The organism is Phocaeicola sp. ICN-14070 (genome assembly GCF_037892625.1).
GTDB classification, from domain to species: Bacteria; Bacteroidota; Bacteroidia; order Bacteroidales; family Bacteroidaceae; genus Phocaeicola; species Phocaeicola plebeius.
This window is the reverse complement of record NZ_JBBKBF010000001.1, coordinates 77,841-99,290: the sequence shown is the minus strand read 5'-3', so window position 1 is coordinate 99,290 and position 21,450 is coordinate 77,841. Positions and strand designations below refer to the sequence as shown.

At 44.7% G+C, this 21,450-nt stretch carries 25 protein-coding genes; 24 read left to right on the top strand and 1 reads right to left on the bottom strand.

What is annotated here, in order from left to right:
- Nucleotide 1: 1 nt before the first annotated feature.
- From WKT20_RS00505 to WKT20_RS00495, 3 genes are read left to right on the top strand one after another with little or no spacing between them, the layout of a single operon-like run.
- The gene (locus tag WKT20_RS00505) at nt 2–1,792 is read left to right on the top strand and encodes a hypothetical protein (RefSeq protein ID WP_340416623.1); all 1,791 of its coding nucleotides are present in this window, start codon (nt 2–4) and stop codon (nt 1,790–1,792) included.
- Nucleotides 1,793–1,794: 2 nt separating this feature from the next.
- Entirely contained in the window at nt 1,795–2,055 is a 261-nt protein-coding gene (locus WKT20_RS00500) for a hypothetical protein (protein WP_304183064.1), read from the top strand.
- Nucleotides 2,056–2,107: 52 nt separating this feature from the next.
- A complete protein-coding gene (locus WKT20_RS00495; protein WP_340416622.1) occupies nt 2,108–2,620 on the top strand; it encodes a hypothetical protein in 513 nt (170 codons plus the stop codon).
- Nucleotides 2,621–2,755: 135 nt separating this feature from the next.
- On the opposite strand, the gene WKT20_RS00490 is transcribed toward WKT20_RS00495, so the two are convergent.
- Nucleotides 2,756–2,995, bottom strand: coding sequence for a hypothetical protein (locus WKT20_RS00490; protein ID WP_178269747.1), 240 nt, complete (start codon nt 2,993–2,995; stop codon nt 2,756–2,758).
- Between the two features lie 357 nt (nt 2,996–3,352).
- Between WKT20_RS00490 and WKT20_RS00485 the strand changes: the two genes are divergently transcribed.
- From WKT20_RS00485 to WKT20_RS00385, 21 genes are all read left to right on the top strand, one after another.
- Nucleotides 3,353–3,757, top strand: coding sequence for a hypothetical protein (locus WKT20_RS00485; RefSeq protein ID WP_117748538.1), 405 nt, complete (start codon nt 3,353–3,355; stop codon nt 3,755–3,757).
- Nucleotides 3,757–4,251, top strand: coding sequence for a hypothetical protein (locus tag WKT20_RS00480; protein ID WP_117748537.1), 495 nt, complete (start codon nt 3,757–3,759; stop codon nt 4,249–4,251). Before WKT20_RS00485 ends, WKT20_RS00480 begins: the two co-directional genes overlap by 1 nt.
- A 75-nt stretch (nt 4,252–4,326) precedes the next feature.
- The gene (locus WKT20_RS00475) at nt 4,327–4,812 is read left to right on the top strand and encodes a hypothetical protein (RefSeq protein WP_022052817.1); all 486 of its coding nucleotides are present in this window, start codon (nt 4,327–4,329) and stop codon (nt 4,810–4,812) included.
- Nucleotides 4,813–4,824: 12 nt separating this feature from the next.
- Entirely contained in the window at nt 4,825–6,939 is a 2,115-nt protein-coding gene (locus tag WKT20_RS00470; protein WP_340416621.1) for a hypothetical protein, read from the top strand.
- A 47-nt stretch (nt 6,940–6,986) separates the two neighbouring features.
- Nucleotides 6,987–7,412: a hypothetical protein gene (locus WKT20_RS00465; protein ID WP_340416620.1), complete on the top strand. Its 426-nt coding sequence runs from the start codon at nt 6,987–6,989 to the stop codon at nt 7,410–7,412.
- 35 nt (nt 7,413–7,447) lie between these two features.
- The gene (locus WKT20_RS00460) at nt 7,448–7,624 is read left to right on the top strand and encodes a hypothetical protein (protein WP_181977455.1); all 177 of its coding nucleotides are present in this window, start codon (nt 7,448–7,450) and stop codon (nt 7,622–7,624) included.
- A gap of 100 nt (nt 7,625–7,724) precedes the next feature.
- Nucleotides 7,725–8,216 carry an N-acetylmuramoyl-L-alanine amidase gene (locus WKT20_RS00455; RefSeq protein ID WP_340416619.1) on the top strand — a complete coding sequence of 164 codons (492 nt, stop codon included), beginning with the start codon at nt 7,725–7,727 and terminating at the stop codon, nt 8,214–8,216.
- The gene (locus WKT20_RS00450; RefSeq protein ID WP_340416618.1) at nt 8,213–8,677 is read left to right on the top strand and encodes a DUF6808 domain-containing protein; all 465 of its coding nucleotides are present in this window, start codon (nt 8,213–8,215) and stop codon (nt 8,675–8,677) included. The genes WKT20_RS00455 and WKT20_RS00450 overlap by 4 nt, the downstream gene beginning before the upstream one ends.
- 96 nt (nt 8,678–8,773) lie before the next feature.
- Nucleotides 8,774–9,067, top strand: a complete 294-nt coding sequence (locus WKT20_RS00445; RefSeq protein WP_118210932.1) for a hypothetical protein — start codon at nt 8,774–8,776, stop codon at nt 9,065–9,067.
- Between the two features lie 321 nt (nt 9,068–9,388).
- Entirely contained in the window at nt 9,389–9,589 is a 201-nt protein-coding gene (locus WKT20_RS00440) for a hypothetical protein (RefSeq protein WP_340416617.1), read from the top strand.
- 182 nt (nt 9,590–9,771) lie between these two features.
- On the top strand, nt 9,772–10,737 hold the full coding sequence (ftsY, locus tag WKT20_RS00435) for a signal recognition particle-docking protein FtsY (protein WP_117702973.1): 966 nt from the start codon (nt 9,772–9,774) through the stop codon (nt 10,735–10,737).
- On the top strand, nt 10,734–12,035 hold the full coding sequence (gene rimO / locus WKT20_RS00430) for a 30S ribosomal protein S12 methylthiotransferase RimO (protein ID WP_340416616.1): 1,302 nt from the start codon (nt 10,734–10,736) through the stop codon (nt 12,033–12,035). The genes ftsY and rimO overlap by 4 nt, the downstream gene beginning before the upstream one ends.
- 1 nt (nt 12,036) lies before the next feature.
- Nucleotides 12,037–12,327: an HU family DNA-binding protein gene (locus tag WKT20_RS00425; RefSeq protein ID WP_340416615.1), complete on the top strand. Its 291-nt coding sequence runs from the start codon at nt 12,037–12,039 to the stop codon at nt 12,325–12,327.
- Nucleotides 12,320–13,465 (top strand): HU family DNA-binding protein, encoded by a 1,146-nt coding sequence (locus WKT20_RS00420; protein WP_118165654.1) that lies wholly within the window; start codon nt 12,320–12,322, stop codon nt 13,463–13,465. The genes WKT20_RS00425 and WKT20_RS00420 overlap by 8 nt, the downstream gene beginning before the upstream one ends.
- A gap of 206 nt (nt 13,466–13,671) precedes the next feature.
- Nucleotides 13,672–14,667 (top strand): AAA family ATPase, encoded by a 996-nt coding sequence (locus tag WKT20_RS00415; protein ID WP_118165410.1) that lies wholly within the window; start codon nt 13,672–13,674, stop codon nt 14,665–14,667.
- 141 nt (nt 14,668–14,808) lie between these two features.
- The gene (locus WKT20_RS00410; RefSeq protein WP_117671649.1) at nt 14,809–15,678 is read left to right on the top strand and encodes a DUF58 domain-containing protein; all 870 of its coding nucleotides are present in this window, start codon (nt 14,809–14,811) and stop codon (nt 15,676–15,678) included.
- A 38-nt stretch (nt 15,679–15,716) separates the two neighbouring features.
- Nucleotides 15,717–16,790, top strand: coding sequence for a hypothetical protein (locus tag WKT20_RS00405; RefSeq protein ID WP_340416614.1), 1,074 nt, complete (start codon nt 15,717–15,719; stop codon nt 16,788–16,790).
- A gap of 20 nt (nt 16,791–16,810) precedes the next feature.
- Nucleotides 16,811–17,809: a vWA domain-containing protein gene (locus WKT20_RS00400; RefSeq protein ID WP_340416613.1), complete on the top strand. Its 999-nt coding sequence runs from the start codon at nt 16,811–16,813 to the stop codon at nt 17,807–17,809.
- 11 nt (nt 17,810–17,820) lie between these two features.
- Nucleotides 17,821–18,840 carry a vWA domain-containing protein gene (locus WKT20_RS00395; RefSeq protein WP_340416612.1) on the top strand — a complete coding sequence of 340 codons (1,020 nt, stop codon included), beginning with the start codon at nt 17,821–17,823 and terminating at the stop codon, nt 18,838–18,840.
- 8 nt (nt 18,841–18,848) lie between these two features.
- Nucleotides 18,849–19,550 (top strand): tetratricopeptide repeat protein, encoded by a 702-nt coding sequence (locus tag WKT20_RS00390; protein WP_022052832.1) that lies wholly within the window; start codon nt 18,849–18,851, stop codon nt 19,548–19,550.
- 47 nt (nt 19,551–19,597) lie between these two features.
- Entirely contained in the window at nt 19,598–21,427 is a 1,830-nt protein-coding gene (locus WKT20_RS00385) for a BatD family protein (protein WP_340416611.1), read from the top strand.
- Nucleotides 21,428–21,450: the final 23 nt, after the last annotated feature.

Below are 21,450 nucleotides of genomic sequence, written 5' to 3'. Positions count from 1 at the left end.
TATGGATAGTATCGAGATGCTAAAGGAGTTGTCTTTGCTTATTCGTAATGCTACGAAAAGCGGAGAGAATACGGCTGAACGGGTGGGTAGAACATTTGTTGGCATAGTCGATATTTTATCAACTGTTACCCTTGACAAGCTAAGGAAGATATTTTTGCAGAAGGATTGTGAGGATGAAACGAAGTATCTTCTTAAACTCTTGGGAGGTATTATATCTCCTTTCCTGGAGTCGCCCGACTTCGTAACCGGAATGATGGGTGCTGGTATGTCATTCTCTTCAGAAAAGGGCGGCGAGTCTGTCGGATGGATTGACAAACTGTACGTGCGCAAGAAAGCTATCTTCCAGTTACTTTCAATAATGGAGACCGAGCTGGCCGGAGCTTCCTTCATGTTCAACGCCAGCGGGGCCAGAGCAACGATTACTAAGGTCGAGTTTATAGAAAAAAAGGGAATTCGTTTCAGGGATGGTAAAGAAGTCAAGTTCTCAGACGGGAAAAGAGGTAACTCATCTCCTGGAACTTATGGTTCTGTTTATCGCTGTTACTTCCTTGCAGATGATGGTGAGAAAGCCATAGAAAATCGTTTTAAGCCAGGGAATTTAGTACGCTCACAGTCCTTTAATATTAAGGAAGGCGCGTATGACGGCGTATCCAATCACTATTGGTGGCGTCTGGTGGAAAATGTTGGTGATAACTGGATAGAGGTATCCGTGAATCATTGTGACGAAGGCAGCGACATACCGGCAGTTGGAGATGTGATGGTACAACTTGGAGACATAGCCGACCCGGACTATCAGGCTGCAATCGTGTTGTCTGCATATGGAGACGGTGCGCCTTCTCTTACCTTCTATCAGGGGATAAGTTCTTACTCCCTCTCCGGGAAAGATATAGTTTCAATCGGATATGATCGTCTAACTAAAGAAGGATACTTTAATGTTTATGGAAAGACATATATCGGTAATAGGGACAAGACAAATTATATCAGACTTGCTTCTGGAGAAATAGAGGTACGTGCAGCAAGAATATTGTTGTCAAATGGTGAAAGCGTTGTAGATGTAGCAGAGAAAAATATCTCAATTAAACTTGGTGCTACGGGTATTGACATCGAAAAAAATGAGATTGTTATTTCTTCAGATAAGTTTAAAATTAAAAGTTCTGAAGGGAAAGGAATAGCCGTGTTTACGGTTAAAAATGGGAAACCACTTCTTCTTACAGAGTGCATAGATGTAAACTCGTTAAAAGTGAAACATCTGGATGGTGCAGACGGTACATTTTCGGGTGAACTGAAAGCCGCTAAAGGTACTTTTTCCGGAACAATATCTGCCGATGGTGCTAAGATTGGAGGTTTCACTATAGACAACGGTTCCTTGAATTGGAAGGGAAGGGATTTTTTCGGCAATGATAGCAGGAGTATACGGATTGGTGTTCCTACGGATGATAACAGTGGTATGATTGACATAAATTTCAATGGTGCGACTGACGGGAAATTTGGGGTTAAAGTAATTGGAAGCAATGACGGTGGAGCATGCATCTATGCTTCAAGGAACGGTACTAGCAAGCCACATAGTTCTAATACTTATGCCGGATATTTTGACGGAGGAGTACATGTAAACGGAAATCTTTATACCAATACGATATTGTCTAATGAGTTCGGTACCGGATGGTCATTGCAAGCCGATGGATCATATACATACAAAAAAGGAGCAACGAGAACAATATCATGGACTATACAGAATGGTTCGATACCTTCAACGTATAAACTGGTTTTTGAAAATGGAATTTTAGTCGATTAATCATGAAAATAGATTTTAAGAAATTTAAGAAGTACACGAAGATAGATAAATCTGAATTCGTGGAGATTGATGTCAGAGAAATGTTTGCAGATAACATTTTCAATGTGACAGGAGTTGGTATTGCTGATTTAAAATTGGCTGAGAAAATTTTTTCCAGCGATGACGATACCGAATTTTCAGATGATGAAGTTAACAGGGTAAGACATCATGCAGCGTCGCTTCTTCCATGGTTTCTTGCTGGGCTTAATGATGCAATGAGATAATTATAATATACATGTTGGTAATATCATTAATAACTATAAATTAAAAACAATTATGGCAGCAGAAGAAGATTTTGTATTAAGCTTTACAGGTGAAGAAACTGACAATCTATTGAAGCATACAGAAAGTATGAAGAATCAGACAACGGCAGATGACGGTGAAACGGTACAGGTGTACGATACAAACGGCGTTCCGCATAAAGTGTCGAAAACGGAACTGCTGAAGAAGTCTACACTGGCTCTCCCTGCTTTGGAAGACATATCCAGTTTTGTCGCTATTAACGCAGCCGGAAATGCCGTCGGAGTAATGACAAAAGAGCAGGTTGCGTCAGTTCTGGCGGGACTGATGGGAGTTGGGTTTCTCGAAAAAGGTAATTATCACGATATTAATGAAGTGGGCACATATACGACTTATTCTAATACGCCACAAGCTGGCCCATTTTTCTCGATTCAATGTGGCGATTCATGCATTCAGGAGTCAATGTCCTATGGTGGCTATTCTTTAATGGTTAGATCTTACAATCATGTTGACGGGAAGTGGAATGAATGGAAGAGCATTGCCATATAACGCATGTTATACTACGGCTATTTAATACCCAATACAGTTACAAAAATATATGCAGGATTTGTACCTTCTCCAGCTTTTATGCGAAAATAGCTATCTGTATTTTCTTGATCTATCTGACTCAGACAGCTTTTCATTTTAAATTTGTTTCCATGATGTCCAACTATTATAATGCATTCTTATATATGCTAATCCATTATCTCCACCTGCACATAATTGCATACGAATCCATCCGTCACAAGAAAATGCCACTAATATGCCATAATTCACAGGCATATTGTCCTGTTGTGAGTCAAATTTATAAACTCCGTTTTTTACGTTATTGGCATCACCTTTCAAATTTAATCCAATTGCACTCAGGAAACCTGATTTTGACATTAATCCATCATTTTTTAAAGTAGCCGTTCCAATAAGTTCCGCCAGGACTTATGGGTATGAATGAAAACAACTGAAATAAAGAAAGCTGTATTGAGAATTATTTGAGTGGTAGAAATTGGGTAGAAAATAGTAACTAGCTTGCTTATTCTACCCGGCTTCTACCAACTTACTGACAAGGCGTGTCAGTCGATTTGAAACCTTTTATTCTTTGTTCGTTTTTATATCATTTACCTTCGCTGAAAAAGGATGGTAAATGAGTAGTTTTGTGTGTGAAATAGTAGTTACGCCCATGAGCGTGTTCCATTAAGTTGGGATGCGCTTATGGGCATTTTTTGTTTAATCTAAAACCTTAGTAAGATGAAAAGATTCGTTTTCATGATGGTCGCACTGCTGATGTGCGTAGTGAGTGTTTTCGCGGAGACTTCCGTTAGTGTAGAACCTTCCGTTCCGGAGTTCCTGACCGGATTTGCCAGCTTCACCGGGCTTGTTACGGTCGTGGTTCCTGCTGTAGTAGGATTTATCGCTTCGAAGCTATCCAATCCTATGAACAAGTGGGTGACTATGTGGGTGACAGCAGTTGTCGGTATGCTTGTTACTTTTTTCAGCTGGTGGATGAATCTCGGTTTTCCTCCTGCAGATGCAAGTGTCTGGGTTGTGCTGATTGATGCGTTATTTGTCGCCCTGGCATCTACTGGTATCGTGTCGGTTGTAACAAGTGAATGGCTGTCCAGGTTGTTCGGTGGTAAGGTAAATAAGGAGTGATGCAGAACCTTATAACCGTCATAGCCCCGCAGATTCTTGTTGCCGGGGCTTACTCCTTTGTAGGAGAGATAAGAAGCGTTGTCTTTGAGCTTCGCTGGATGCTGGTCTTCATTGTAGCCATGATTATAGCGGATTTTGTCCTTGGTATCATTGACAGCGTGGTCAAGCGAGGAGAGGATTTCCGCTTTTCCAGAGCAGGCCGCCGAACGATGTGCAAGTTCATCGAATATAATTCGTATTTAGTGTTGGGATTCGGTTTTGGTGTTGCTATTCTCCAGCCTGTAGGTATTTGTTCCTATACGACATCGTCAATGTGCGGACTGGGGATAGCTATTGTATTTGAATTTGATTCAATCATGGAACATGTATGTGAAATTCACGGAATCAAGAACAAGGTTTCCATTAAGCGCCTGCTGGTGGGCTACATTAAAAAGAAGTACACAACGGCTGGCGAAATTATCGAAAAAGTTACAAAGGATGAAGAAGACAGATAGACGCCTGATAGCGGAAATCATCTACTCCGTAATCATAATATTACTTATGACAATAAGTTTCATGACCTAGTTGATATGAGAAAGATAAGGATAGGGAAAGATATATACTTCACCTGGCAGATACTCACGAACAAGGAGCCTGTTCCACTGGAAGGAAGGGACTTGAAACTGATGCTGAAGAATCCTCTAGGCAGATTTCTCGATTTCCATTTTGAGATATACCAGGGAAACAAGCTGAAATTTACTTTTCATGGAACGGACCACAAACACCTTGGTACGTATTCGCTGACTTTGTGGGAGAACTATGGTAAGGAAGGACAGACTGCCGTTGACATGTGTGAGGCTTTCAGGCTTGTTGCAACAACTTGTGAAGAGGACAGCATAAGTGTCCCTAACCTTGAAATGGCCACCGTCAACCTTGGTGCTTCTTCCATTGACATATCAACCGGTGGAAGCATTCCCATTCCTGATGCGCCAAAAGACGGGAAGATATACGGCCGGAAGGATGGAGAATGGGAGGAGATAACAGAAGCAGTATGGAATGAAGAAACAAACAGTTAAAATCAGACTTTTATGGCAACAACAAAATTAAAATTCTACAGGGGCTTAAAGGCCCGTTATGATGCAGCGTCAAAACATCTGGATGCTATCTATTTTGCAACCGACACCAAAGAACTGTTGATGAACGGTGTGAATTATGGAGGAAGCGGTGTCACAGATGTCAGTTTTGACAAAGGCAGCAATAAACTTATCGTTACCAAATCATCAGGCAAGACCGAATATGACCTGACGGAACTCATCAGGTTCAAGACATCATTGCCAGACAGCCTTGCCACTCCTTCGAAACTGGGAGGTCTTCCGGCTGGGACAAAGGTCGAGACCTTGAAGACAAAGACGTTGAGCCAGATTTTCGAGGATATTCTCTTTGAGGAAATCCAGCCGACGGTACAGGCACCAAGTGCAACAATATCATTCAAGTCTCCTTTTACCGCCAACAAGATTCTGGAGGTTGGTGAAAGCGCACCTACCGCAGAACAGATTCAGACAGGATTTAACCGTGGTAATTGTACGGTTGTTGGCCAGACAAACAAGAACCGTGCAGGAGAACTTATCTCCGATGACCAGTCTTTCATCTATGTAGGAAACAGTACAAGCAACAAGACATTGCCGACGAAAGTTACACTCGGTACGATGCAGTACAATTACCAGGCTCATCATGGCGCAGGTGACACATTGCTGACTTCCAAAGGGAACAAGGCAACAGTTTCACCTAACCCACTTCCTGTAGGTATAGTTAAATCGGGAGCAGTGTATCTTTATGGTACTTATCCGTATTTCTGTAACGGTGCATCTGCATCAAGTTCAGCCGGTGATACCAATTTCCCAAGCACTGTTACTCCTGATACGAAACTGCCTTTACAGAAATGGACCGATACTCTTATTGGAGCGAAATTCGCATCCGAGGCAAGCACAGGCAAGCGTCTGGAGTTCTATTTCCCGGCAACAAAAAATGTTACAAAGGTAGAGTTCTACAACACTGTTTCCGGCAAATGGGAAGTGTTTGGCACTGACAAGTACACTACTTCGGATGCAGGGAACAAACAGGTACAGGGAACGGACGTTGCCTATAAGAAGCTTACCACTACAGGAGCTATGTCCGGTGCTTTGCAGCTCCGTTTCACTGTTGCAGATGCTGGAAAAAAGTTGGTCGATGAACCTGACACATACAACGGCGAGGAAATCACGGATGAAATAATAGCGATGCTTGCACGAAACAGCCGTGAAGTTCCTTTCATCTCTCCGATGAACAGTGTAATGCCTATGGCTGCCGCTACTGGTAACCGTCCTGCCGGAGTTGCCGCATTTGCAGTGAATTTCGAGCCGGGTGGTCAGGCTCCGCTTGATGCCCGTCAGCTCGTGCCGAACAAGACAGACCTTATTGCGGCTGCTACATATTCGGGGAAAAATACCTATAATGGAATGTTGGTTGTTGTTGGAAACAACGGAGACGGCCAACCTGCCCTTTATGTTCTGAAGGATATGACAAAAATCACTCAGGCAGACTATAGCGGCTGGCTTCGTCTTGACGTTGGTGCACAGACTCTTATCCAGATTATCAACGACCTTACAACAGGTGGGACTAATAAGGCACTTTCCGCCGAGCAGGGTAAAGTTCTGAAAGGTCTGGTTGACACACTGACAAACAAGGTCAACGCGCTTGGTGCCGTATATGTGCCAAAGGGTACTCTGGCAGACCTTAGTGCCCTGAAAGGGGTGTCTTCTGTATCGAAAGGCCACGTATATAACGTTACGGCAGAAGTTACCCTGAACGGCAAGAAATATCCGGCTGAAACGAACTTCGTCTACATCGGAGAAACGGCCAATCAGGCAAGTGTGGAAACTAACTGGGATTCCTTGGGTGGTACGGTCGATTTGACAGCGTATGCAAAGAAAGCTGACCTCGAAGGATTTCTTACCGAAGAGGATTTGGCTGGATATGCCAAGGCTGTAGATGTGGCGAACACCTATGCCACAAAAGCTGCACTGAGTGAGGCTATCGAAGGGCTTTCCTCCACTTATGCGACCAAGGCTGAACTGACCAGCTATGCAACGAACGAGACTCTGAAGCAGTATGCCACTAAACAGGATCTTGATGATGCGTTTGCATGGAATGAGGAAACCGAGTAATAATATGTGGGGGCTTTGTATCAGAGCCCCCCATAAATCCCAATGACATGGCGAAAAAGAGACTCAACAATTATTTGAAATATGCCACCTTCAAGAAAGAACTGGAAGCCGGTAACATATTGCCTGATTCCGTTTCCTACATCAAGGAGATACGGGCTATCTATACCCATGGGGAATATTATGGCAATGGCTGCATATCCAGCGTGAATGCTGGTACGGGTGAGGTCAGTGCCGAGCTTCTTCCGAACATGTTCCATGTGTTCGGAGAAGTATCCGTACTTAACGTCACATTTGGAAAAGGCTTTCCAGGCATTGCCAATGAGTACATGTTCCAGTTTTCAAGTGGTGTTACGCCTACCGTCCTGAATCTTCCTGAAGGTGTGAAATGGATAGGAAGCAGTGTTGTCAGGGCCAACAGGACGTATCAGGTAAGTATTCTTAATAATATAGCTGTGATGGGAGGTGCTTTATGAGTTTGTTAAGACGCAGATTGCTTATACTGGCGGCCATGAATAATGGACTGCCTAATATGCCGGTTCGGTTTAAGACCGGCGAAAGGGCTGTATTCAGTGACGGGAAGCATGGATATTTTTCGATGGACAGAAGATTTGTTCGTGATAAGAACATGTCACGAATGTATTTCAAAGACGGGAAACGGATTAGTGTGCTGAAGAAAAGGAACTGAACTAAAATAAAATAGGAGTGCCACTGCACTCCTTGTAATAAATTTTTTATTAACCATCCTACCATTGGCAGAACTCCACAAATATAGATGTAATTTTATTATGAACAAAATAGATTCAATAATAATTCACTGCTCAGCCACACGTGCCGGGCTGGACATAGGTAAAAAGGAGATTAATCAGATGCACGTATCCCGTGGCTTTCAGTGTATTGGGTACAACTACGTTATCCGGCTGGATGGTACGGTAGAAGTTGGCCGTTCGCTCACTATTGACGGGGCGCACTGTAACAGTAAGGGATTCTCAGGTGTGTCATATAACAAACATTCAATAGGTATCTGCTATGTGGGCGGTCTGGACGCGCACGGTAAGGCAGCCGACACCCGAACGCCGGAACAGAAGAAAGCGCTGGCCAAGTTGATTAAGGAACTTTGCGGAAAGTACCAGATTGTGGAAGTGTTGGGCCATCGTGACACATCGCCTGACCTGGACGGAGATGGAATCGTTGAACCTGAAGAATGGACAAAGATGTGTCCTTGCTTCGATGTGCGTGCGGAATATCCTTTTATCCCAGAAATCGTTGTGAAGCCATGAACTACCTACCATATCTTTTAATAGCTGTACTGGCTTTCTGTTTAGGTTGGTGCAGCCGTTCGCCAACTGAAGGCAATATCGGGAAGTCTGATACCGTTACATCGGTACATATAGTTACAAAGGTAGATGTGGATACAATGTACATTCTTTCTCCGCAGCCTTATCTTGCCTGGATTGATAACTCAGACACCATTCATGCGAGCGACACCTGCTATCATCTGCGTGAATATAAGGAGTACCAGGATAGCAATTACTACGCAAAGGTTAGCGGTGTGGCTCCACGTCTTGATGAAATCCGGGTGTATCCACGAACCATCTACCAGACTGAATACATTTACCGTGACATCGTACAAAAAAACAAACGCTGGGGGCTTGGTCTATCTGCTGGCTATGGTATCGGTAGAAACGGGTTGTCTCCTATCTTGGCGGTAACGGTAAACTACAATTTATTTCAATGGTAATTCCCATTTGCTATTTAACAAAAAAATATTGTTAGTTTTGTAACTTAAAATCGAATTATTATTTACATTTGTCTCGTTGTAAAAAATAATAAAACTATGGCTGATTTTAAGGATTTAGAACTGATTAAAAGCTCAAAAGAAACAGAGATTGTTAATTGTAATATTTTGGGTGTAAAAGTTGCGACAAATGGATATTGTGGTGGCGATTCCGGGCATGGATCAAGAACCTATTTTAGATTAGAGGATTTAGCTTCAACTGATATTAATATTCGTTTACTCAAGGATAAAAGAGGAGTGGAAGTTATGTTAGGAGGAGATGCTGAATTAGAAACTTTCATACAGGCTTTAAGATGGGCTGCTGATAATTTGGAAGAAATGGCAAAAAAATAAAGTATCTAATATAAATGACTATCTTTGTCGTGTAGAAGTTTGCTTTTATTAGCAAACAAAAGCCCCGACCAGATTAATATCCGGAAGGGGCTTTGTTTTTCCAGATAAAATCCCCATCTTTGTATTGCGTTACATATTTTATTTGAGTCGAAACATGTGTTTCGGTCGTTGAGCAACTGACAATACATATTTGCCAGTTGCTTCATCATATACGGCTCACTCCCGTGTGGTAGCTTAATGGCATCACTGTATTCGACTCAAGAATATGTAACGCGACGGGTCAGTGGGTCGTTTTCTTTTCCCGCTGTAAAACGCTTTCTTATGGCACAGCAGCAATATACCTTATTTAAAAAGTTCATCGGATACGGGCATTATAAACTCATTATTGCCGACAAAGAGGGGAATCGTATGGAATCTGTTACCGGAGACATGGACTTGATAAGCCGATTATCTTCTGAGTTGGAGGAAGAAAGAGAAAAAGCCACTGAGGAAGCGATAAATTATGTGTTACAGGAATCTTAAAAAAAAATCACTATATTTGTACTGAAAATAGCGTGAGATACAAAAAATTCTGTGATTTGTTTTACGTATGTTTTACATAAAAATCTTCCGCTAGTATTAATGTTTTGATTTTTAAATGATTGCATTTGATATAATTAATAATAGTTATATCTTTGTGTCAGAAACTGATAAAAGTAAGTTGTATGGGATTTTTTAGTTTTTTCTCAAAGGAAAAAAAAGAAACATTAGACAAAGGATTGTCTAAGACCAAAGAAAGTGTATTTGGAAAAATAGCACGTGCGGTGGCCGGAAAATCAAAGGTGGATGACGAGGTGCTGGACAATCTGGAAGAAGTGCTTATTACGTCTGATGTGGGAGTAGAAACTACGCTGAACATTATCAAGCGCATTGAAACCAGAGTGGCAAAGGATAAGTATGTGAATACACAGGAGCTGAACAATATCCTTCGTGAGGAGATTGCGGCGTTGCTGATGGAAAACAATACGGTGGATGCTGCCGATTTTGATGTGCCTCAGGATAAGACTCCTTATGTGATTATGGTGGTAGGCGTGAACGGAGTAGGAAAAACGACGACTATCGGTAAGCTGGCTTATCAGTTTAAAAAAGCCGGGAAAAAGGTCTATCTGGGTGCCGCAGATACTTTCCGTGCCGCAGCTGTAGAACAGCTTGACATCTGGGGAGAACGTGTGGGTGTACCGGTAATAAAACAGAAAATGGGAGCTGACCCTGCTTCAGTAGCTTTTGATACGCTGAGTTCTGCCAAGGCTAATAATGTTGACGTGGTAATCATTGATACGGCAGGACGTTTGCACAATAAGATTGGTTTGATGAACGAGCTGACAAAAATCAAGAACGTGATGAAAAAGGTGGTACCCGATGCACCTCATGAAGTGTTGCTGGTGCTGGACGGCTCTACCGGACAGAATGCATTCGAACAGGCCAAACAGTTTACTTTGGCTACAGAAGTAACCGCCATGGCTATCACCAAACTTGACGGAACGGCCAAGGGTGGAGTAGTGATTGGAATTTCCGACCAGTTTAAGATTCCGGTAAGATACATCGGTCTGGGAGAAGGCATGGAAGATTTGCAGATATTCCGTCGCCGTGAGTTCGTGGATTCATTGTTTGGCTCAACCACTGAAAAATGAGAAAGAATACAATCGATATAATTACTTTAGGATGCTCGAAAAATCTGGTAGATTCCGAAAAGCTGATGAAACAGCTGGAAGCTAGCGGCTACAAGGTGACACATGACAGCGACCATCCGCAGGGAGAAATTGCCGTTATCAATACGTGTGGCTTTATAGGTGATGCCAAGGAGGAATCTATCAACATGATTCTGGAGTTCTGTCAGGCAAAGGAAGAGGGACGCTTGAAAAAACTGTATGTAATGGGTTGTCTGTCGGAACGTTACCTAAAGGACTTGCAGATGGAGATTCCGCAGGTCGACAAATTCTATGGGAAGTTCAACTGGAATGAACTTTTGGCCGATTTAGGAAAGGCCTATCATTCTGAATTTGCCATTGAGCGTCATCTGACGACTCCGAAGCATTATGCATACCTGAAAATATCAGAAGGTTGCGACCGCAAGTGTTCTTATTGCGCCATTCCTATCATTACCGGTAAACATGTGTCTCGTCCTATGGAAGAAATTCTGGACGAAGTGCGCTTGCTGGTTTCCGAAGGGGTGAAAGAATTTCAGGTCATTGCACAGGAACTGACCTATTACGGAGTGGATTTGTATAAAAAACAGATGTTGCCGGATCTGATAGAACAGATGGCACATATCCCGGGTGTGGAATGGATTCGTCTGCATTATGCTTATCCCGCTCATTTCCCGGAAGATTTGTTCCGCATGATGCGTGAAAACGATAACGTATGTAAGTATATGGACATTGCCTTGCAGCATATCAGCGATAACATGCTGCAAAAGATGCGTCGCCATGTGACGAAGGCAGAAACCTATCAGTTGATAGAGAAGTTCCGTAAGGAGGTGCCTGGCATTCATTTGCGTACTACATTGATGGTAGGTCATCCGGGTGAAACGGAGCAGGATTTTGAGGAACTGATGGAATTTGTCCGTACGGCACGTTTCGATCGTATGGGTGCATTTGCCTATTCGGAAGAAGAGGGCACCTATTCTGCCAAGCATTATAAAGATGAGATTCCGCAGGAAGTCAAGCAGCAGCGCCTGGATAAACTGATGGAATTGCAGCAGGAAATCTCTGCCGACTTGTCTCATCGCAAGATTGGACAGGAATTCAAGGTAATCATTGACCGTAAGGAAGGTGATTATTATATCGGCCGTACACAGTTTGATTCACCGGAAGTCGATCCGGAGGTATTGATAAAGGTGGAAAATCACCGTCTGAGAATCGGCAGTTTCCATCGGGTAAAGGTGTACGATGCAGATGATTTTGATTTGTATGCTACAATCGTAAAATAAAATGACCAACAAGGAATTCATAGAAGAACTTTCCCGTCGTTTGGAGAAAACCGAAAAGGAAACAGCGTCTTTGCTGGCTTCTTTCACGGAGTGTGTGTCGCAGTCTTTACAGGAGAATAAGATGGTGGTGCTACAGGATTTCGGCTCGTTTGAGGTGGAGAAAAAGATGGAGTATATTTCTGTGAATCCCGTCACCAAACAGCGCTTTCTGGTACCTCCCGAACTGGCTGTCAGTTTTAAGTCGGCTACTTCGTTAAAAGGAAGGGTTAAAAACGTCTTGTCGGATGAATGATAAAATAACTTTACATGAACTTGTGGATTTATTTGCTCGCAAAAGCCAGTTGAGCCAGGCTGATGCGGCGCTTTTTGCCAAGGAATTTCTGTCATTGATAGAAGAAGCTTTGGCAAGGGACAAGTATGTAAAGGTGAAAGGTCTGGGTACGTTTAAACTGATTACGGTAGACGCTACTGAAGAAACGATTCCCAGCGGACAGGAAACTACGGATAGCCAATCACATACGCGTGTTTCGTTTATCCCGGAAACCGGATTGAAGGATTTGGTGAATAAGCCTTTTGCGCATTTCCAGCCGGTACTGCTGAAAGATGAAGTGCATTTTACTGACTTGCCTGAGGGCGAAACCGGGGTGGAAGCTCAAGAGACAGTAACCGAGGAAGAGAAGGCCGGAGAAACCGATGTGGTAATTGAATCTCCAACAGAACCGGCTACGGAAGAAACTGATGAAGTATTGCCACAAACGGAAGCTGCTTCTCCGATAGAAGAGGAACCTGTTCAGGCGTCAATAACGGAGAAGGTGGTTTCTGAGAAAGAGGAGGTGAAAGAAAAGCAGGAAGATACGTTGCCTGAAAAGGAAGAAAGGATTCCCGCTGCTGATCTGACTCCATCAGGGAAAGAAGCCAATGTGCCGTGGTGTATGATTGCCTCCATCTTGCTGGCAGGTATTTTCATAGGAGGAATCGTGACATGGGTATTGACCTCGGGCCGACGCTATATTCCGGAACAGGTGGTAGAGAAGTTGATGAACGAAACACAGAAAACGCCTGCACCTGTTGTGGTTTCGGACTCCTTGCAGTTGGCTGATACTTTAGTCGTAAAAACGGATTCTTCCTTGGTGCAGAAGAAGGATACCTTGAAAACCGTCGCGAAGAAAGAAGAAAAAACTCCCGTAGCATCTACGTCTGTACCGAAAAGGGAAACCTTAGCCGATACGGTTGAATACCAGATAACTGGAAGTCAGGGCTCATATACCCTTAAACCAGGGGAGAGCCTGGTACGTGTGGCCCTGAAATTCTACGGAAATAAAAAACTGTGGCCTTATCTGGTGAAGCACAATAAGGCTATTATCAAGAATCCGGATAACGTGCCGGTGGGTACCACAATTCAGATTCCGCAACTTACTCCTAAAAAATAACGAGAGGCCTTGTTTCAATTCAAACAAGGCCTTTTTAATTTTCTTTAGTTCAATAAGCCTTAAAAGGCGAACCCCGTCTATATTTTTTTATCAAAATTTATTGTGCCTGTTAAGGGAATACCTTAATTTTGGGGTGTCTTTTTGGATATATGTTCTGAAAGGGCATTTTTTAATGAAAAAAAAGAGAACTAAAATAGAAGAAAATTATGGCTGAAGCTATTGACATTCGTGAATTGAATGAACGAATCGAACGCCAGAGCGCGTTTGTGACAAACCTGATGGAGGGAATGAATCAGGTAATCGTAGGTCAAAAACATCTTATCGAATCTTTATTGATTGGGTTGCTTTCCGACGGACATATTCTGCTGGAAGGTGTTCCGGGATTGGCAAAGACTTTGGCAATCAAAACCCTTGCTTCATTGATCGATTCAAAATACAGTCGTGTGCAGTTTACTCCTGACTTGCTGCCGGCCGATATTATCGGTACGATGATTTACAGTCAGAAGGATGAGCAGTTCGTTGCCAACAAAGGACCGGTTTTTGCCAACTTTGTACTGGCCGATGAAATTAACCGTGCACCGGCTAAAGTACAGAGTGCCTTGCTCGAGGCCATGCAGGAACGTCAGGTGACACTGGGTAAGCAGACTTTTGCACTTCCGAAGCCTTTCCTGGTAATGGCTACGCAGAACCCGATTGAGCAGGAAGGTACTTATCCGTTGCCTGAAGCACAGGTAGACCGTTTCATGCTGAAGGTGATTATTGATTATCCGAAGCTGGAAGAAGAAAAGAAGATTATCCGTCAGAACATCAACGGAGAGCGTACGGAAGTTCGTCCTATTTTGAAGACTGAAGACATTATTGCTGCCCGTGAAGTGGTTCGTCAGGTATACCTGGATGAAAAGATTGAACAGTACATTGCAGATATCGTATTTGCTACCCGTTATCCGGAAAAATACGACTTGAAAGAACTGAAGGGCTTGATTGGCTTTGGAGGTTCTCCTCGTGCTTCTATTAATCTGGCACTGGCTGCACGTAGTTACGCTTTCATCAAACGTCGTGGATACGTGATTCCGGAAGATGTGAGAGCCGTGGCTCATGACGTGCTTCGTCACCGTATCGGTCTGACTTATGAAGCAGAAGCTACCAACGTGACTTCTGATGAAATCGTCAGCAAGATTCTGAACAAGGTTGAAGTGCCCTGATTCATTGATACCTGTAACGGTTGCAGACGGGGAAGAGAGTTCCCGTCGGCTTTTATTCGCAGTCGGAAGGCTGCATGATTATAAATGACTAAGCTGTGTTCCTTTGGTTGCCCCAGAGGAACACGGTCAAATATTAAAGGAATGGAGACAAGTGAACTTTTAAAGCGTGTCCGTCAGATTGAAATCAAGACCCGGGGACTTTCGAGCAATATTTTTGCCGGTCAGTATCATTCGGCCTTCAAAGGGCGTGGTATGGCCTTTTCAGAGGTCCGCGAGTATCAGTATGGGGATGACGTGCGCGATATTGACTGGAATGTGACCGCTCGCTTCGACAAACCATTCGTGAAAGTCTTTGAGGAAGAACGTGAACTTACGGTCATGTTGCTGGTGGACGTGTCCAACAGTTTGGACTTCGGTACCATTCAGCAGCTGAAGAAAGAAATGGTGACGGAGATTGCGGCTACAATCGCCTTTTCCGCCATTCAGAACAATGATAAAATCGGTGTGATTTTCTTTTCCGACCGTATCGAGAAATTTATCCCTCCCAAGAAGGGCCGCAAGCATATTCTGTATATTATTCGTGAGCTGCTTGATTTCAAGCCGGAAAGTCAGCGCACCAATTTGCAGTGTGCCATTGAGTACCTGACGAATGTGCTGAAGAAACGCTGTACGGCCTTTATGCTGAGCGACTTTATTGACGAACGTGATTTCCAGAATGCGTTGACGATTGCCAACCGGAAACATGATGTGGTGGCTGTGCAGGTGTACGACCGTCGTATGGAAGAACTTCCGGACGTGGGACTGATGCACGTGCGTGATGCGGAAACCGGTCATGAGCAGTGGATTGATACTTCATCAAAGGCATTGCGTAATGCACATCATGCCTGGTGGAAGGAAAAGCAGCAGAAGCTGAATGACACATTTACTCACAGCAATGTGGATTCTGTATCTGTACGTACAGATCAGGATTATGTGAAGGCATTGCTGAATTTATTTGCAAAACGAAACTGACAGTTGACATGAGACATCTCTTATTATACTACTCAAAAATGATAAAGGCATGTTGCTGTGCTGTGTTGATTTTATGCTGTGTAACGGGCTTGAAAGCCCAGCAGGTGACGGTGGAAGCTACTATCGACTCCTTGCAGCTGCTTATTGGTGAGCAGGCGAAAATCAAATTGCAGGTCAGCATGGATGCCAACCAGAAATTGCGCCTGCCGTTGCTGCGTGATACGCTGGTCAGGGGAGTGGAGATTCTGGATGTGGCCAAGCCCGACACGCAGCTGCTGAACGACAACAAGCGCTGGCTGGTGTCACAGGAATATACAGTGACTTCTTTTGATTCGGCTCTGTATTATCTTCCGCCGTTTGAAGTGCTGGTCAATGATAAGGCTTACCGTTCAAAAGCCCTGGCATTGAAAGTGTACTCCATTCCGGTGGATACCTTGCATCTTGACCAGTTCTTTGGTCCGAAATCCATTCAGGAAGTACCTCTTACCTGGGAAGACTTGGCACCGATGGTATATTCTATCCTGTTGCTGATTGCTTTGGGAGTGGTGACTGCCTTCTTTATCATTCGCTATCGTGACAATAAGCCTATCATCAAGATTATCAAGGTAGAACCTAAACTTCCGCCTCATTTGGCTGCCATGAAGAAGATTGAAACTATCAAGGCAGACAAGGTGGTCAAGCGTGAAGATCCGAAAGCTTATTATACGGAGCTGACCGATGTCATCCGTATATATATAAAGGAGCGTTTCGGATTCAATGCCATGGAAATGACGTCTGCGGAAATTATCGAGCGTCTGTTGGAGGAGAAGGACAAGGAATCTATCCACGACCTGAAGGTGATGTTTGAAACAGCCGACCTGGTGAAGTTTGCGAAATATGCGCCGCTGATGAATGAAAACGATATGAACCTGGTGAATGCGGTAGATTTCATCAACCAGACTAAGATAGAGGAAGACCCGAACGCCAAGAAGGAGCCGACGGAAATCAAAGTGGAGGAGAAGCGTTCCAAACAGGGACGAATTGCCTTGCTGTGCAGCATTGCCATTACGGGTGTGGCCGCACTGATTGCTTTGTATTTGTCTGTGCGCCATATCATCGACCTCTTTTTCTAATTTAATAATGAATTGAGACTATGATTTTTGCGAATATAGAATATCTGTTTCTGCTTTTGCTGCTGATTCCGTATATCGTGTGGTACGTGATGCGCCGCAAAAAGGCGGAACCGACCATGCAGGTATCTACCACATGGATGTACATGAAGGCTCCGCGCAGTTGGAAGATTTATTTGCTGCATGCGCCGTTTGTGCTTCGTATTCTGACGTTTGTGATGATTGTGCTGGTACTGGCACGTCCGCAAACTACCGATAACTGGCAGAACACGGAGATTGAAGGTATTGACATCATGCTGGCGGTCGACGTGTCGACCAGTATGCTGGCCGAGGATTTGAAGCCGAACCGTATTGAAGCAGCCAAGCAGGTAGCGGCAGAGTTTATCAACGGGCGTCCGAACGATAATATCGGTCTGACTATCTTTGCGGGAGAAGCATTTACGCAGTGTCCGCTGACAGTAGACCACGGAGTACTGTTGAATCTGTTCCAGAGTGTGAGCTGCGACATGGTACAGCGCGGAATGATTGAAGACGGTACGGCACTGGGTATGGGACTGGCCAACGCAGTGAGTCGTCTGAAAGACAGCAAGGCCAAGTCAAAGGTTATTATCCTGCTGACGGATGGTGTGAACAACCGGGGAGACATTTCTCCGCTTACTGCGGCTGAAATAGCCAAGCAGTTTGGTATCCGTGTGTACACCATCGGTGTAGGAACTAACGGTACGGCACCTTATCCGATGCAGACGTACGCCGGTGTGCAGTATGTACAGATGCCGGTGGAAATCGACGAACAGACCATGAGCCAGATTGCCGGAACAACTAATGGAAACTATTTCCGTGCTACCAGCAATACGAAGCTGAAGGAAGTGTACCGTGAAATTGACAAACTCGAAAAAACAAAACTGAACGTGAAGGAATTCAGCAAACGTGAAGAAGCCTATGCGGTGTTTGCACTGATTGCATTCCTGAGCATCTTGCTTGAAATTCTTTTGCGGAATACAGTTTTGAAGAAAATACCTTAAAATAAGAAGTCATGTTTCGATTTGGAGAACCTCAATATTTGTATTTACTGATTGTGCTGCCCTTGCTGGCTGTGTTCTATTTTTATTCGAACTATCGCCGTCGCAAGAAGTTGCGCGAATATGGTAGTCCGGAGTTGCTGGCACATCTCATGCCGGATGTGTCGAAATATCGTCCGGACGTAAAATTCTGGCTGACGCTTTCTGCGCTGGCCATGGTTATTTTCATGCTGGCTCGTCCGCAGTTCGGTTCAAAGATGGAAACGGTGAAGCGTCAGGGTGTGGAAACGGTGGTGGCACTGGATATTTCAAACTCCATGCTGGCACAGGATGTTGCTCCCAGCCGTCTGGAAAAATCGAAGAAGCTGATTTCCCGTCTGGTGGAGACCTTCAACAACGATAAAGTGGCCATGATTGTGTTTGCAGGTGAAGCTTTCACACAGCTCCCGATTACGAGCGACTATGTATCGGCCAAGATGTTTCTGGAGACGATTTCTCCTTCCTTGATTACCACACAGGGTACGGACATCCGCGGAGCCATCGACCTGGCTATGAAGAGTTTCACTCCGAATGAAGGAGTAGGACGTGCCATCGTGCTGATTACCGATGGTGAGAACCACGAAGGAGGAGCCATCGAGGCTGCTCAGGAAGCTGCCAAGAAGGGTATGCGTGTATTTGTTTTGGGAGTAGGTTCACCCGATGGTTCACCTATTCCGGTGGAAGGTACCAATGAATTCCGTCGCGACAAGGACGGTAATGTGGTCGTGACTTGCCTGAACGAACAGATGTGTCAGGAGATTGCTAAAGCCGGAAATGGTATTTACGTGCGTGTAGACAATACCAACAATGCCGAAAAGGCGCTGAATGCGGAAATAATCAAACTGGCGAAGGCGGATGTAGAGACACAGGTCTTTACGGAGTTCGACGAGCAGTTCCAGGTGTTGGCCTGGCTGGCCATTCTTTTACTGGCTGCCGACCTGATGATTCTGAACCGCAAGAATCCGCTTTTCAAGAATGTGAAACTCTTTAAATGAAACTGGAGATGAAAGTGAAAGGATATATTCTGTGTATGTGTCTGGCCCTGACTGCCGTGGCCGGATACGGACAGAAAACAGACCGTGATTATCTGCGAAGCGGCAACAAGCTTTACAAGGACAGCTTGTTTGTCAAGGCGGAAGTAGACTACCGGAAGGCGCTGGAGCTGAATCCCAAGTCGGCCGATGCCATGTACAATCTGGGAAATGCGCTGATGATGCAGGAAAAGGCCAAAGAGGCTATGGAGCAGTTTGATGCAGCTTCCCGTCTGGAGAAGGACAAGAAGAAGCTGGCACAGATTTACCATAATATGGGAGTCATTCTGCAGTCGTCCAAACAGTTGCCGCAATGTATCGAAGCCTATAAGCAGTCCTTGCGCAACAATCCGAAGGATAATGAAACCCGCTACAACCTGGCACTGGCGCAGAAGCAGTTGAAAGATCAGCAGCAGAATCAGCAGAATCAGGACCAGCAGCAAAACAAGCAGGACCAGAAGCAGGATGACAAGCAGCAGAACAAGGACCAGCAAGACCAGAACAAGAAAGAACAGCAGCAGAATCCGCAGCAACAGCAGCAAAACCAGAACCAGATGTCGAAGGAAAATGCCCAGCAGTTGCTCAACGCCGTGATGCAGGACGAAAAGAACGTGCAGGATAAGGTGAAGAAGCAGATTCAGGTGCAGGGACGCAAGCTGGAAAAAGACTGGTAAGGCTGGAAGCAATGAAGAACAAATGAATAATCATAAATAACAGAATAATGCGAAAGATAATATTCTTACTTTTTACGATACTTGCGGCGTGGCAGGTGAAAGCTGCCGACAAGGTACGCTTTGTGGCAGAAGCTGCCGACGTGGTGGTAAGCGGTGACCAGGTACGACTAGTATTCACGGTCAATTCGCAAGACATCAAGGATTTCCGTGCTCCTTCCATCAAGGGCTTTGACGTGCTGATGGGACCGAGCCGCTCTCAGCAGAGCAGTATTCAGATTATCAACGGAAAGCGTACATCGAATAGCTCTACGGCGTTCACTTATATCCTTTTGGCGGGAAGTCCCGGTACGTATACCATTCCGGCAGCCAGTGTAGAGGTAAATGGAGAGAAAGTCTTTTCCAATGCCATTTCCATCAAGGTGCTTCCGCAGGACCAGAAGTCGGGAAATAGTGGCAACAACGGGGGAGGCAGTGCTTCTTCTTCACGTAGCCAGGCAGCAGGCAGCCGTATCTCAGCCAACGATTTGTTTATCACGGCTACAGCCAGCAAAACCACCGTACACGAGCAGGAAGCCATTCTGCTGACTTATAAGGTATATACCGTGGTGAATCTGCGTCAGTTGTATGGCAAGATGCCCGATTTGAAGGGTTTCCATACGCAGGAGGTAGAATTGCCGCAGCAGAAGACTTTTACGCTGGAACATTATAAAGGACGGAATTACAATACGACTGTATGGAGCCAGTATGTGTTGTTCCCGCAGCAGACGGGTAAACTGGAAATCCCTTCTATTACATTTGATGGGGTGGTTGCCCAGCAGACCGTTTCGGACGACCCGTTTGATGCTTTCTTCAATGGCGGAGGACACGTGGAAGTGAAGAAGAAAATTACGACTCCGAAAGTAGTGATTAACGTGCAGCCGCTTCCTGCCAAACCGGCCGGATTCTCTGGAGCAGTGGGTGAGTTCAAACTGGCATCGTCTATCAATGCGACTGACGTAAAGACCAACGATGCTGTGACCATCAAACTGACACTGAGCGGTACAGGAAACATGAAGCTTATCGGTACGCCGGAAGTAAAATTCCCGCAGGATTTCGAAATCTATGACCCGAAAGTGACCGATGATTATAAGCTGACCAACAGTGGACTGACGGGTACGAAGACATTCGAATACCTGGCAATTCCGCGTCATGCCGGCAACTTTACAATTCCGGCAGTAGAATTTACCTACTTCGACCTGAAGAGCAACAGCTACAAGACTCTGAAAACAGAGGCTTATAACCTGAAGGTGGCCAAAGGACAGGGAAATGCCGATCAGGTAATTTCAGACTTCACTAACAAGGAGAGCGTGAAGATGCTGGGTAGGGATATCCGCTTTATCAAGTTGGGCGATTCTTCACTTCGTCCGAAGGGAGACTTCTTCTTCGGTACCGTGGGATATTACCTGTGCTACCTGATTCCGTTGCTGCTGTTCGTTGTCTTTGCAGTGATTTATCGCCAGAAAGCCCTCGAAAATGCCAACGTGGCGAAGGTGAAGACCAAGAAAGCCAACAAGGTGGCTACACGCCGTATGAAACTGGCTGGTAAGTTGCTGGCAGAAAATAAGAAGAATGAGTTCTATGACGAAGTGCTGAAGGCTTTGTGGGGATACATCAGCGACAAGCTCAGTATTCCGGTATCTCAGCTGTCGAAAGACAATATTGAGGCCGAACTGACCAACTACGGCGTGCAGAAAGCCTTGATTGCCGAGTTCATTGGTGTGCTCAACGAATGTGAATATGCACGTTATGCTCCGGGCAACGAAAACGAGGCGATGGACAAGGTATATTCCGCTTCTGTGGAAGTCATCAGTAAAATGGAAAATAGTATCAAACATTAAAACGGATAGGAGAGCAGACTAAA

Coding starts and splice junctions, on each gene's coding strand:
- WKT20_RS00485 (WP_117748538.1), top strand. CDS start 3,353: ATGAAAAGATTCGTTTTCATGATGGTCGCACTGCTGATGTGCGTAGTG.
- WKT20_RS00465 (WP_340416620.1), top strand. CDS start 6,987: ATGGCGAAAAAGAGACTCAACAATTATTTGAAATATGCCACCTTCAAG.
- WKT20_RS00410 (WP_117671649.1), top strand. CDS start 14,809: ATGGAGACAAGTGAACTTTTAAAGCGTGTCCGTCAGATTGAAATCAAG.
- WKT20_RS00415 (WP_118165410.1), top strand. CDS start 13,672: ATGGCTGAAGCTATTGACATTCGTGAATTGAATGAACGAATCGAACGC.
- WKT20_RS00460 (WP_181977455.1), top strand. CDS start 7,448: ATGAATAATGGACTGCCTAATATGCCGGTTCGGTTTAAGACCGGCGAA.
- WKT20_RS00500 (WP_304183064.1), top strand. CDS start 1,795: ATGAAAATAGATTTTAAGAAATTTAAGAAGTACACGAAGATAGATAAA.
- WKT20_RS00390 (WP_022052832.1), top strand. CDS start 18,849: ATGAAAGTGAAAGGATATATTCTGTGTATGTGTCTGGCCCTGACTGCC.
- WKT20_RS00420 (WP_118165654.1), top strand. CDS start 12,320: ATGAATGATAAAATAACTTTACATGAACTTGTGGATTTATTTGCTCGC.
- WKT20_RS00450 (WP_340416618.1), top strand. CDS start 8,213: ATGAACTACCTACCATATCTTTTAATAGCTGTACTGGCTTTCTGTTTA.
- WKT20_RS00475 (WP_022052817.1), top strand. CDS start 4,327: ATGAGAAAGATAAGGATAGGGAAAGATATATACTTCACCTGGCAGATA.
- ftsY (WP_117702973.1), top strand. CDS start 9,772: ATGGGATTTTTTAGTTTTTTCTCAAAGGAAAAAAAAGAAACATTAGAC.
- WKT20_RS00495 (WP_340416622.1), top strand. CDS start 2,108: ATGGCAGCAGAAGAAGATTTTGTATTAAGCTTTACAGGTGAAGAAACT.
- WKT20_RS00395 (WP_340416612.1), top strand. CDS start 17,821: ATGTTTCGATTTGGAGAACCTCAATATTTGTATTTACTGATTGTGCTG.
- WKT20_RS00440 (WP_340416617.1), top strand. CDS start 9,389: ATGGCACAGCAGCAATATACCTTATTTAAAAAGTTCATCGGATACGGG.
- WKT20_RS00470 (WP_340416621.1), top strand. CDS start 4,825: ATGGCAACAACAAAATTAAAATTCTACAGGGGCTTAAAGGCCCGTTAT.
- WKT20_RS00445 (WP_118210932.1), top strand. CDS start 8,774: ATGGCTGATTTTAAGGATTTAGAACTGATTAAAAGCTCAAAAGAAACA.
- WKT20_RS00480 (WP_117748537.1), top strand. CDS start 3,757: ATGCAGAACCTTATAACCGTCATAGCCCCGCAGATTCTTGTTGCCGGG.
- WKT20_RS00385 (WP_340416611.1), top strand. CDS start 19,598: ATGCGAAAGATAATATTCTTACTTTTTACGATACTTGCGGCGTGGCAG.
- WKT20_RS00400 (WP_340416613.1), top strand. CDS start 16,811: ATGATTTTTGCGAATATAGAATATCTGTTTCTGCTTTTGCTGCTGATT.
- WKT20_RS00405 (WP_340416614.1), top strand. CDS start 15,717: ATGATAAAGGCATGTTGCTGTGCTGTGTTGATTTTATGCTGTGTAACG.
- WKT20_RS00455 (WP_340416619.1), top strand. CDS start 7,725: ATGAACAAAATAGATTCAATAATAATTCACTGCTCAGCCACACGTGCC.
- rimO (WP_340416616.1), top strand. CDS start 10,734: ATGAGAAAGAATACAATCGATATAATTACTTTAGGATGCTCGAAAAAT.
- WKT20_RS00505 (WP_340416623.1), top strand. CDS start 2: ATGGATAGTATCGAGATGCTAAAGGAGTTGTCTTTGCTTATTCGTAAT.
- WKT20_RS00490 (WP_178269747.1), bottom strand. CDS start 2,995: ATGTCAAAATCAGGTTTCCTGAGTGCAATTGGATTAAATTTGAAAGGT.
- WKT20_RS00425 (WP_340416615.1), top strand. CDS start 12,037: ATGACCAACAAGGAATTCATAGAAGAACTTTCCCGTCGTTTGGAGAAA.